This window comes from Komagataeibacter sp. FNDCF1 (assembly GCF_021295335.1).
Classification (GTDB): domain Bacteria; phylum Pseudomonadota; class Alphaproteobacteria; order Acetobacterales; family Acetobacteraceae; genus Komagataeibacter.
Map to the genome: position 1 here is coordinate 2201205 of NZ_JAIWOT010000001.1, position 12303 is coordinate 2213507.

10 protein-coding genes and 1 riboswitch are annotated in these 12303 nt (G+C 57.7%); all 10 genes read right to left on the minus strand.

Annotated elements, in window-relative coordinates:
- Positions 1-34 precede the first annotated feature (34 nt).
- The 10 genes from LDL32_RS10425 to LDL32_RS10470 all read right to left on the minus strand — a co-directional run bounded on the left by LDL32_RS10425 (position 35) and on the right by LDL32_RS10470 (position 12099).
- Entirely contained in the window at positions 35-1636 is a 1602-nt protein-coding gene (locus tag LDL32_RS10425) for a primase-helicase family protein (RefSeq protein ID WP_233066611.1), read from the minus strand.
- Positions 1637-2368: 732 nt separating this feature from the next.
- Positions 2369-2560, minus strand: a complete 192-nt coding sequence (locus tag LDL32_RS10430; RefSeq protein ID WP_233066613.1) for a hypothetical protein — start codon at positions 2558-2560, stop codon at positions 2369-2371.
- A gap of 503 nt (positions 2561-3063) precedes the next feature.
- Positions 3064-3354, minus strand: a complete 291-nt coding sequence (locus LDL32_RS10435) for a hypothetical protein (protein ID WP_233066615.1) — start codon at positions 3352-3354, stop codon at positions 3064-3066.
- Between the two features lie 142 nt (positions 3355-3496).
- A complete protein-coding gene (locus LDL32_RS10440) occupies positions 3497-3943 on the minus strand; it encodes a hypothetical protein (protein WP_233066617.1) in 447 nt (148 codons plus the stop codon).
- Positions 3940-5673, minus strand: coding sequence for a bifunctional diguanylate cyclase/phosphodiesterase (locus LDL32_RS10445; RefSeq protein WP_233066618.1), 1734 nt, complete (start codon positions 5671-5673; stop codon positions 3940-3942). The genes LDL32_RS10440 and LDL32_RS10445 overlap by 4 nt, the downstream gene beginning before the upstream one ends.
- Positions 5674-5760: 87 nt before the next feature.
- Positions 5761-8061, minus strand: coding sequence for an EAL domain-containing protein (locus LDL32_RS10450; protein ID WP_233066620.1), 2301 nt, complete (start codon positions 8059-8061; stop codon positions 5761-5763).
- Between the two features lie 79 nt (positions 8062-8140).
- The gene (locus LDL32_RS10455) at positions 8141-9262 is read right to left on the minus strand and encodes a lysophospholipid acyltransferase family protein (protein WP_233066623.1); all 1122 of its coding nucleotides are present in this window, start codon (positions 9260-9262) and stop codon (positions 8141-8143) included.
- Positions 9263-9412: 150 nt separating this feature from the next.
- Positions 9413-10138, minus strand: coding sequence for a CbtA family protein (locus LDL32_RS10460; RefSeq protein ID WP_233066627.1), 726 nt, complete (start codon positions 10136-10138; stop codon positions 9413-9415).
- Between the two features lie 65 nt (positions 10139-10203).
- Positions 10204-10351: riboswitch (cobalamin riboswitch) on the minus strand.
- A gap of 30 nt (positions 10352-10381) precedes the next feature.
- Entirely contained in the window at positions 10382-10999 is a 618-nt protein-coding gene (locus LDL32_RS10465) for a peroxiredoxin (protein WP_233066630.1), read from the minus strand.
- A gap of 50 nt (positions 11000-11049) precedes the next feature.
- A complete protein-coding gene (locus LDL32_RS10470; RefSeq protein WP_408887033.1) occupies positions 11050-12099 on the minus strand; it encodes a transglycosylase SLT domain-containing protein in 1050 nt (349 codons plus the stop codon).
- Positions 12100-12303 lie beyond the last annotated feature (204 nt).

Consider the following 12303-nt stretch of genomic DNA (forward strand, 5'->3'; position numbering starts at 1 on the left):
GTATCTAGGTTGTTATTGAAAAGGGAAATGCTGATCATAAACCAGCACCCCTATTTTTAAATTCAGCAGAATTAAGAATCGACAATGGTATATTACTTTTTTCATTTACAATATTGTTTTTAAGTTTTTTAAAACTAGTATCTGCTTTGGTATCATTTATGAAAATTTCATCATCATGTGGTTCTTCATATTCGTTCACCTTATAAACAAGTTTTTGCTTAACATATATCCTTGCTTCTTTTCCCTGTATTGAAAAATATGTTTTTGATTGGGATTCTGCCTTAACTTTTTGAATGAAACGAAATTCAGACAATGGGGTTATTTTATTTTCAAAAGCCCATTCCTGATAATGCTTATACATTTTACCAAAAGCGACAGATTGTTTTTCTTTTTTGAAAAGGTTTTTGGCGCTGAATAACCATTTGTGGAAATCGGAAAGGCTTTCCGTTTTAGCTAATTCGCCAAGGGTTGTTGCCAAGGGCTTGTTATAAAAACCTTTGTTCCCGTCCACGTCTAAGGAAAGAAGCAAATTCGCCAAAGAATTTAACCATTCATGATCAGGATCATTTTCTTGTTCTTCAATGAATATTTCAAGATTGTTATACCTAAAGTTTAAAACTTCATTTTCATCGCCGGGGGAATATGTTTTTATGATACATAAACGACGGTCCTTTTCTTCTATTGCTAATGCAGAATAATCATTGGAAAACAAAACAAGGTTGAATATATTAAATACTTCGCGCGGCGTTTTGTTTTTTTCGTTTAAGTTAATTGTTTCTTCGACAACATTTTCTTTGATCCAGTTGTAAAGCTGCTTGCTTTCTGTTCTTTCAATTTCATTGAAATAGCCTAGTACCTTTCCAGACATTTCGCCATTGAAATTGCTATTACCCCTAAATGCTGTTTTTTCAACTCTGCCGCAAGAAGCTGGCCCAATTAGGATTTGCATATAAATCAAAAAGGCATTTTTCCCAATGCCATGTTCAGAGCCAAAGAAAGCCGGAACTGAACGCAAATTGATGCCGGGACGTTGGTAAAGGGCCGCAAACCAGTAAATTACCCATAGGAAGATTTCATATTCAGTGCCTTTCCAGTTACTAACTGGCGTTTTGAATAGATCGCGAGGCAATTCGTTTTCTACGTTACAAAGACCTTTTGCAAAAATATTCAAACCTTTCCATAATAAATGTTCATTTATTCCCATAGTTGGTATAAAAGAATCATCATAGTAAGTGTTAAAATAAACATTACCATTATAAACGAATTGCTTACCTTCAAACAAAGGCAGTGGCATTGATCCTATTACTTCAGGGGAAAGGTTATAACTTACAAAATTTTTAATATGATCGTTTGTTATAGTGATTTCTTGTTTAACGTAATCGCCATATGTAATTTTATGGCCACGGAAATGTTTTCTCAATTCGGTTTCAAGTTGTTTTTGCGATGCTGAAACAACTCGCCTTGTTTTTGGATTGTAAACAAAGTAATTTCCGGTGCCTTGCCTATATGAATGTTCGGCAAGGTATTTGTATATTTCGAATTCTGGTTTACCTTCTTCTGAATAATTTCCAAAATTGTATTCATAATTATATGGCTTAATGTTTAAGGCTTTTACGCCTGTTTTTCTTTTGTTCATAATTTTGAACTCCTATTAAAATGATTATAAAATAAAAAAAGCCTGTATAACGATTCCGGCGTTATATAGGCTTTTTCAAAACCATTTTTAATAGTGTTCACTATTATTTATACAATGCCGGAATCATTATTTCAACTTTTATGTATGTATTTATATTTCTAATGAAGAAATACATATGTTGATTGCTTTCGTAAGCAAAAAACTTTTGCACTGCTTTACACAATGCGCTTCCCCCCCTTAATATAAGGAACCCCTACTAAAATAGAAGTTGGGGATTTTTCCGGGGAATTTCTATATTACTAACATATAAGTTTACGTGTGTAAATATAAAAAATAAAGTATTTTAATAAACCCCCATAAAATCCCCCATTTCTTAAAAAATTGCGGAAATCAGGACTTTTTTAGGGGGTAAAAGTTGGGGGTTTTCTGGGGCCGCCCCCTAAAAAAGTCCCGTCTTTCTTAGTTTATTCCAGATTTTTGTGTGCCTTGGCGAACAAAACCCCCATTTCCGAGGGTTCATCCCTCAATTTTGGGGGCTTTTTTCGGGGCCTACCCCTGTGGGGTAATCCGGAAAAACCGCGTTAGCTCTAGCGCGCCAATCCCATTTTTTCTACGTATGCCAATTTTCTGAAAAGTTTTTTAGCCCCCCCCCCGGGGTAATTCTTAAAAAGGCGGACACCGAAAACGCGAATGTCCCTTTCTGTTTTCTGAAAGTTATTTTGAAATATTTTTTCAGCAGTCCCTGTCATTTGGGGGGAATGGCTTACCCGTTAACAAGGGATAATTCTTTTCTGGATCGGCTACGATCAAACGCAAAGCATTTTCGATGTAACCGCTTAACGACCAGCCTTCCTGTTTTAAGATTATTTGGGCCTGCTCCTTCATAGCCCGATCCACCCTGAAACTGATTCGCGTTTTATCCATTCCAGATTTTCCTTTCTATGGCCCATTCCAGCCAGCCAGTAACAAGAGCCAGATCTCGCGTCATGGTTTATCCTCAGGCAAGCGTAAGGGGAGTCATCCTTAACCATACAGTGCCGATCGGTTAACGCCTTTTTGGGCCTTCCTGATTTGATAACCCTAAATGCTCCTTCTTAGATAACCGAATCGAAAAACTAGCGCATCATCTCTCAGAATTGCGCTTGAACTTGTCTTAGCTGGTGGCTACCATATAATGAAGCGAAAGCAGTTTAACTTAGCATAGTGCTAGCATCTTCTGCTTTCATACGCTGTAAGTTATTGTTTTTCATGGGGTATATAGGCGCTTCGTTCCCTTGGTAAGGGAGAGGTCGACAGTTCAATCCTGTCCAGCAGCACCATTATTCCTTTATACTTTTACTGTGATCCATTTGGGTATTTACCCTTTACTGGAGCACGGAATATCGGCGGGACCTGTCATACCGATGGGGCGCTGGTGTACGCCTTTTTTATGTTTCGTGAAATGTAACACGCCGCCCGTGGGCAAACATGGCGCCAAATCCATTCGGGTCCTTGGTCAGAACCAGTACCGCACCCCCCTGGATCGCGCGTACGTGGAGTTCTATTGCCGGGTCCGCTGCACGGAGATTGCCGGGGGGATCAATTTCCCTACCGTGCAGATACCAGCCCACCATCTGATAGATACCTTCCGGGCTCTCGATTTTCGAGTTGCTCCGGTTCCACTTCCATAATTCGTAATCTGTTCTTTTTTGCAATTTCTTTACATTGATGCTGGGCATGGTTTTGCTTCCCGATCGGTTCGTGTCAGTTCCTGTCCCGTATACAATGCCAGAAGGCACGCCAGGGGTACCAGCGCCCGGCGGGAAGTATCAGACGGTTCCCAGCCTGCTGTTCTCAGCAGGCGTGCCGGTCCGGGGTCCCTCAATCCAGCCCGAGGGCCGCGATATCCGCGGGCGGGCCTGCCAGCATGCAGGCAACGCCGGTCGTGCGGTCCACGACCATGCGGATGTCCACTGGCGCATCCGCCGTGCCGAACAGGTCGGATGTCACGCCATAGGCCGGGCGCAGCGGTTCATCATGTTCCGCATCATGCCGGGCGATCTCGGTCATGATCCGGCCAAGGGCGCGTTCCAGCCCTTCCATGACGCGTGAGGGCGCAAGCCGGGGCCGCTCCGGCGTGTCATCGCCCATGCAGTGTAGCGCCAGCAGCGTGGCCCAGGATGCGGCGGGAATGAACAGCGGCATGCGCGAACCGTCATTATGGCGTTCGGCATGCATGATGCGGCGGGTATTGGCCAGCCCGATCACGTCAATGCGGGGCAGGTCATCACCGATCCGCGCAGTGACGGTACGGGGTGTGTCGGTCATGAACGGACAACCCCCTCAAAGCGTTCCGGCAGGGTCAGGATATCCTGCGACGAGAGGGCGGACGAAATGTAGAACCCCTGTATCCGCTCGGGCTTCATCTGCATGACAAGGTCGAACTGTTCGCGGTTTTCCACGCCTTCGACCGTGACATCCATCCTGAAGCCCTGCCCCATCTCGATCAGGCTCGACAGGACCATGCAGGCATCGGGATTGCCGACAATGCCCGCGACCATGCTCTGGTCGATCTTGACCTGCGAGAACGGCAGTTCACGCAGATGGTTGAGCACGGTGATGCCCTTGCCAAAATTGTCCAGTGCGATGCGGAAGCCCGACCGCGCCAGTTCGCGCAGGTTACGGATGCCCTGATCGGCCCGGCGGCCATGCAGCATCGCCTCTGTCACCTCCAGCACGAAATTCTCGGGCAGCATGTTGAAGCGGCTGAGCGATTCTTCCAGTTCGCGCTGGTAGTCATCGCGGATCAGATCCATGCGCGACAGGTTGATGGCAAGCTGGCGCGGCGGGTGGCCATTATTGTTCCACATACTGACATCGCGGCGAAAGGCCTCGATCATGCGTGGTCCCATGGCCTGCGCCAGGCCCGCATCGGTAAAGACATCCGAAAAATCTTCCGCCGCCAGCAGCCCGCGCTCGGGATGCTGCCAGCGCAGCAGCGCTTCGATCTGGTCCACCTGCAGCGTACTGCAGTTCAGGATGGGCTGGTAATACACCTCGAACTGGTTGCGTTCCACGCCGCAGCGCGCCTCGCTCAGGATGGAAACACGCGCCTGCGCGCGTTCACGCAGGTTTTTCGTGAACATCTGCGACTGCTTGCCACCGGCGCGCTTGGCGGCGTACATCGCCATGTCCGCGTTCTTCTGCACGTCCTCCATCGTGTCGGTGCCATCGAGCAGGACCGCGCCGATACTGCCCGCCACGCTGACCGTGACTGTCTCGATATCGATGGGCCGTTCCAGAATGGCCTGCAGGCGGTCCATGTACCGCTCAAGCGAGATGTCCTCCAGCGTGCGGTGCAGGATGACGGCGAACTCGTCCCCCCCCAGCCGGCTGACCGGATCATCGGGATGGGTCAGTTCGATCAGGCGCGAGGCGATGGCACGCAGCACGATATCGCCCGCGTGGTGGCCATGCACGTCATTGATCTGCTTGAAGCCATCCAGGTCGAACATGGCCAGCGCGGGGGCGGGCTGACCCGTGCTGCCCGGTTCGCGGCAGCGCGCCAGTTCATCGGCCAGGGCCGTATTGAATCCCGCCCGGTTGAGCAGGCCGGTCAGGGTATCCGTCTCCGCCAGTTCACACAGGCGGTCGCGGGTGTTCATGAGTTCGGTAATCTCGAAGCGGCTGGCGACATACCCCTGGATCACGCCCTGCCGGTCCAGCTTGGGAATGATGGTGGTGGCCACCCAGTACAGCGAGCCGTCCTTCGCCCGGTTGCAGATATTGCCCTGCCACAGCTGCCCCGCCTTGATCGTGCGGCACAGGTCACGGAAGAAGTCCGCGTCATGATACCCGGAATTGACGATCCGGTGCGTGGAACCGACCAGTTCCTCACGCGAGTACTGGCTGATTTCGCAAAAGCGGTCATTCACGTAAGTGATGACCCCTTCGCTGTCGGTAATCGCGACGATCAGGACACTATCAACCAGATCAGCCCAGAAATCCGCATCCTGATGCGTCAGGGCCCGCAGCCGATCATCGTGTTGCAATGCCATCTTCCCGCCTGGAAACAATAATAAGAAGCAAATTAGGATGTTTCATGAAATCAGACCAGCAATGCTGGCGACCGTAAGACACAACATTCATGGTGAGGGAATAACGAACGAACCCTGCGCCTGCCGCGCCCGGAACCATTTTTCCAGTTCCGCCGGCGGAAGGGGCCGGGCAAACAGGTAGCCCTGCATCACATCACAATGCAGTTCCTCGAGCAACCGCCACTGCTGTTCGGTCTCGACCCCCTCCGTCACGACCGTCATGCCCAGCCTGCTGCCAATGCCGATGACCGCCATGGTCACGGCCTGGGCGTTGGTGTCATGCTCGAAGTCATTGATGAAACTGCGGTCGATCTTGATTTCGGTCAGCGGCAGGCGCGTCAGGCGCGAAAGCGATGAATAGCCGGTGCCGAAATCATCCATCGACAGCCCCACGTCAAGCCGCCGGATGGCGTGCAGCACCTCCTCGGTTTCGGTGCTGCTGTCCATCATCACGCTTTCGGTAATCTCCACCGTCAGGCGGTCGGGGGTCAGGCCATGCTCATTGAGCAGGTTGGCGATATATTCGGGCAGCGCGCGATTGCGGAAATGCACCGCCGACAGGTTGACCGCAACGGTGGGCACATGCACGCCGTCACGGTCCCACCGTACCATCTGGCTGCATGCTTCCTGCAGGGACCACCGCCCGATGGCCTCGATCTGCCCGGTCTCCTCCGCCACGGCAATGAAGCGTGAGGGATAGATGTTGCCCAGCGTCGGATGGTGCCACCGTGACAGGGCCTCCACCCCGTACAGGCCACCGGTCATGGTTTCCACCTGCGGCTGGTAATGCAGGTTCAGCATACCCTTGGAGAGCGAATCACGCAGCGCCGAGCCCAGCATGAGCCGTTCCTGCGCCACCTGGTTCTTCTCATGGCCTGCAAAGCGATAGAGACCGCGCCCGTCCTCCTTGGCCTGCCTTGCCGCCGCATCGGCAAGGCTGAGCAGGGATTCACTGTCCGGACCGTTCTCGGGGAAGGTGCTGATGCCGACGGAGCAGGAAATGGTAAGGGTGTTTTCCTCCACCTGCAGCGGCCTGGCTATGGCATTGATCAGCTTTTCCGCAAACTGCTCGGCGCGCGCATGCGTGCAGTCGGGCACGACGATGATGAACTCGTCACCGCCCGAACGGCTGACAATGTATTCATCATTGACCAGCGTGCGGATCCGGCGCCCGATCTCGATGAGGAAACGGTCGGCGTTCACATGGCCCAGCGCATCGTTGATGTCACGGAAGCGGTCTATGTCGACCATGAACAGCGTGAACCGGCTGTCCCCGCCGCGCATGATCAGGCGCTCGATGACATTATGCAGCGACGTGCGGTTGAGCAGCCCGGTCAGGCTGTCGAAATTGGAAAGCTGGGCAATGTGCTGGCGCGTCTCGTTCTGCTCGATCGCCAGCGCGCAGAAGGGCATGCAGGTTGACACCACGCGCTGCGGCCATGCCACGTCCGTCCCGCTTTCGCGCAGGTACAGCGCGAAAATGCCCATGACCTGCCCGCTGCGCGAAATGATGGCTGACGCGCAGCACTGCTCCAGCCCCAGCGAACGCGCAAGGTTGACATGGCCATCCCATATCACCGCGTTGGCGCTGTCGGGCTTGCTGCGCAGCATCTCGACCTGTTCGGGGGTCAGTTCCATGCCGTCCAGCGCCGTACGGTAGCGGTTGGGCATGCCGGGGGCGGCCGAGACCACAAGCCTGCGCCGCGAGCGGTCGAGCAGCATGAGCGCCCCCACGCCGTCGGGCACGAAACCGTCCACCCGGCGGCACAGCAGATCACCCACCTCCTGTATGCTCAGGTCGGACGCCAGTGCCTGGAGGATGTCGTTCTGCAGGATCAGGATCTTGCGCTGACGGCTCTGCTCCGTCACATCCTTCATGACGGCGATGTAGTAGATCTTGCTCGTACCGGCCAGCTGCACGCGGGAAATGGACAGTTCGCCACACACATATTCGCCATTGGCGCGCGTGAACTCCACCTCCCGCGATGTACCGACGATCCGGCCGATCCCGGTCTCACGGTTGCGGTCGATGTAGCCGTCATGCTGCGCGCGCTCGGCAATGGGCACAAGGCAGCTTACGTTCTGGCCAATCACCTGTGCACGCGGCAGGCCCCATATCCGTTCGGCCGCGGCATTGAACAGGATGACGATGTTATGCTCATCAATCACGACCATGGGATCAATGGCCTGTTCCATGGCTGAAAGCAGGACATCGGCGCTAATTTTCGGCTGATCCACCGTAAACTCCAGAGCATTGGCACGGGTATGGTCCGCACCATATGAGATCACTGTATCCTGGCAGCACCAGGCATGGCAGCCGACCGGATTGCGGTCAGGCCACAGGCGCATGGACCCGCAGATCCGCGCCCGACCCTAGTATGCACGGGCCACGCGGAAAATGACATGCCTCAATCCTGACACAAACCGGTCAGTCCCGGCGGCGCTCCAGGTCCTGGGGCAGCATGCCCGCCAGCGGGCGGCAGGCATAGGCGCTTTCATTTTCCGGCTGGGGCACGTTCTGGCGCAGTTCCGCCGCACCGGCGGCCACGGCCCGCCAGGCCGCCTGGGCCAGCGCCTTGCGGCTGGGGAAATCATCGGGATCAAGTGCGGGGTGCAGCAGCACGGTCGCGCGCATCGACCGCCACTTGAGCAGCTGCCACACATGCGGGCCAAGCTCCATGTCCCCATACCATGCAAAGACCGGCCTGCGCGTGCGGTTGACCGGCACGCCCTCCAGCTGGTCATACACGACCGAGACAGGCTGGATCAGCGGCGTCATGCCGGGGCGGGCGGCAATGGCCGCGGCCTCGCTTTCCGGTTCGGCCGGGGCCTTGCCCGGTGGCAGGCGCGGCGGCTTGGCAATGGCGAAAAAGGCCGACAGGAACGGCAGGACACGTGAACCGTCCGATGATGTCCCCTCGGGGAACAGGATCAGGTTATCGCCTTCGACCATCAGCCGGTGCAGCATCTCGTCACGCTCGCGCCCGGTCGTGCTGCGCTGGCGGCTGACGAATATGGTCCGGCCAATGCGCGAGACCAGCCCCATGATGGGCCAGCCCTCGATATCGCCCTTGGCCACGAAATTGGAGGGCAGCACCGTGCCCAGCACTGGCACGTCAAGCCATGTGGAATGGTTGGACACATAGATGACGGGCCGCTCGCCACGCTGGCGCGCCCTGCGCCCGCCCACGCCGCCCGCCCTGCGGCCAACCACCCGTATGCGCAGCGACAGCAGCAGGCACAGCCCGCCCCAGACCATGCGCGTCCAGCGGATCTTGGCTGTGCCGGGCACCAGCAGCAGCACCGCCTCGAACCCGACCGAGAGCGGAACCCAGACGGTAATGGCCGCAAGCCTGCCCACCCCGCGTGCGGTGCGCATGCATGCGCGCGCGCGCCCCGACGGCACGACCGTCGCGGTTGCAATGGCATGCGCTGCAACCGAACCGGCTTCGGGCGCAATCACCTGACGCGCGGCACGCGGCGCAGGCCGGGACTGGACGGGCGATGAAGAACGGCGCCGGGCAAGACGGCGGATGAAATCGGCGATCATGCGCCTATCCATAGCCCTTCATCATGGCGTGCGACAATATGGGGCAGACGGGGCGGGCGGCTGGCGTGCCATGCATGCAACGCCGCGCCCGGCCACCGTCACGCTTCGTCCCTCCCCGTCGGCAGGCCGCACGCCGGGGCCTGCGTATACTCAGCCGTAACGGACGGACCGGCGCGCCAGCATGCGGTCGGCCATGACACCGAACAGCAGCCCGAGTCCCCCCCACAGTACCAGCTGCATGCCCAGCGCCGCTTCACGGAAGCGCCACAGCACGCTGGCGGGAAAATTGTCAGGCACTTCATTGAAGTCGGGCAGCACGGCCTGCAACACGGCAACCAGCACCACGAACAGTGCCGCGCCACATAGCGTGCCCCCCCAGTTGCCCAGGCCTGCCGCCAGCTTGCGGCCCGCCAGCACGGCCAGCGTCAGGGCACAGAGCGAGAAGATGACCATCTCGAAATAGGTCGCGGTGCGCAGCCCGAGGGTTGCGGGCTGGCCCACGGCGGGGGGATTGGCCGGGTATTTCAGGCCCGGCACCAGCACCACCGCAAGGAAACCCGCCCCCGCCAGCAGCAGGGCCAGCATGCGTGGCGAAAAGCGGCCAAGCCGCCCGTAGGCGGCGGCAAATACCAGCGAGAACAGCCCGCCATAGGCCGCGCCATACATGATGGCGGCCGTCAGCATGCCAAAGGTGGCCTGCACCCCACGGCTGATCAGTTCAGGCTCCGGCGGTTCACCGGCGGCGGCATCCCGTGCCGATTCAAAGGCAATGGCCAGATTGACCTGCGGTTCCCCGAACACCCGGGCGAAAAGGAAGGCAAGACAGGCGGCAAGGATGCCGGCCAGCATGCCACGCAGCAGAAGACGGCCGGCCATCAGGCGGCACCGTGGCGCGCAGGGGGGAATGAAAGGGACATGGGTTCAGAGCTCCTGTCGGGAAAGCGCGTCCCGTAACGGAATGATATCCTGATCCGCCGGAGAGGTCTGACTTCCGCATGCGACACGCGGTATACAGTGGCGCGACCGTGCCGGTTTCACACCGGCTTCTCCCCTGCGGATGACGCGGGATCAGTCAATAACGCGCCCTGCCCCCAAGTCAAACACAAAGGGGCATGCACCCTATTTTGCCGCTGGTGGCAGGGAAACCGGGCTGGCACTGCCCTGTGCCGCGCGCCACTGCCGCAACGCATCGAGCGTGCGGCCGACATGTCCGTTGGGAGACAGGGCGCTGTAGGCGTACACCACCTTGCCATCGGGGGCGATGACATAGGATGTGCGGCTGGCGCGGTTGAGCAGCGGCAGGCGGCTGTCATACAGTCGTGCGATCTGGCCCTGCGGGTCGGCCGCGACGGGGAAGCGGCCATGCCCCTCGCTGACCGAAAAGCGGTCCAGTGTCGGCATGTCATCGGTGGACACGCCGATGACCGAGGCCCCCAGCGCCTTGTACTGGTCCATCGCATCGGCGAATTCATGCGCTTCGATGGTGCAGCCACGGGTAAAGGCGGCCGGATAGAAATACAGCACCACCGGCCCCTGCCGCAGCGCATCGGCCAGGCGGAAACTGAACTCGCTGCCATTGCGCGTGGCCTGTGCATCGAACAGGGGCGCCTGACTGCCAACCGGCAGGGCCGCGCGCGCGGGGGAAAAGCAGATGAAGCCCGCGAACGCCATCACACCCACAAGCGGAAGGCACAGCCCCGGCAGGGACCAGCGGGAACGCCTGTAAAAATACCTCATGGTTCCTCACACCCCGGATACGGGGTCAATGCCATCATGTGGCCGGGCCATCATGTGGCTGGCGGCAGGACCTGGCAGCCGGAGCCACCCAGCTTCTGGCAGGCCTGTTCCGCAGCCTCGTGCGATAGGCCGGTCAGCCTTGCACGATAGACATGACCATGATGCGATGCAACGCTTGCGACCTGCGTATGCACCCCGCTGGCCGAAATCCTGGCCCGTGCCTGCCCTGCCGCATGTTCCGCCTGCCCGGCCGAGCCATAGGCCCCGACCTGCACCATCCAGCCATGGCCAGTCGCCATGGTGATCACGCCGGGCTGGGTGCCGGCCGCGGCCATGGGTACGATGCCGCTCTGCTCACGCGCGCTCCATGCCGCCCGTACGGCCGCCGCCTCGGGCGGGGGGGTATCGGCTGCGGTGCCACCGGGCACGGAGGCCAGCAGCTGGCGGCCCCGGCTGCGCCCGCCCCGGCTGTTCTGGGCGGCCTGGGCGCGGGCAAAGGCGCGCGATTCGATCAGCAGGTCGGCCTGTGAGCGGTTGACCGGCGAACTTCCGGCGATTTTCGGCCCGATGGAGGCCACGTAATCGCGCGTTTCCTTGGGCAGGGTGTGGTAGCGGTCAAGAAAATCATCCAGCCGTCCGGGCCCGCTGTTATAGGCGGCCAGGAAACCGGGGGAGCCGTAGATGTCGTACATCTCGCGGATATAGGCGGTGCCTGCCACGATATTGTCGTGCGGCTCGAACGCATCGGGGCCGAGACTGTAGCGCGCACGCATTTCGTCATAGGTGGGGGGCATGAGCTGCATGAGCCCCATCGCGCCGGGCAGCGAGGTGACGAATTCCCCATTGCGGTAAAGCTGCCCCCCCGACTCGCGCTGCATGACCTGCCGGATCCAGATCGCCGGCACATCGAAACGCTGCGAGGCTTCATTGATATAGGGGCCCCAGGGGTCCTCCGGCGGGCCGGGCGGGGCGTAGCTGGTATGGGCACGGGCGCGATAGGAATCGGCCTCGTGGATCATCTGCTCCTCACTCATTTCGCGAGGGCCGCTGCTGGCGCAGGCTGCCAGCGCACCGGCCAGACCCAGCGCCAGCCACCGCATGGCGCGCCGGCAGGATGGGGAAGACGATGGAGAGGGCGCGCGCCCTCCGTCAGATGCCGCGACTGCCTGCGTTGCTGCCATGTGGTGCCGTGATCCCGCTCATGCCGCCCATGCTCCCATGGCGGACGTGCCGGTACGGCCCGCCCGACGGGACGGGCGGCGCACCATAACAGGCCGGCCTGCGCTTGTGCAATCCTGGCCTGC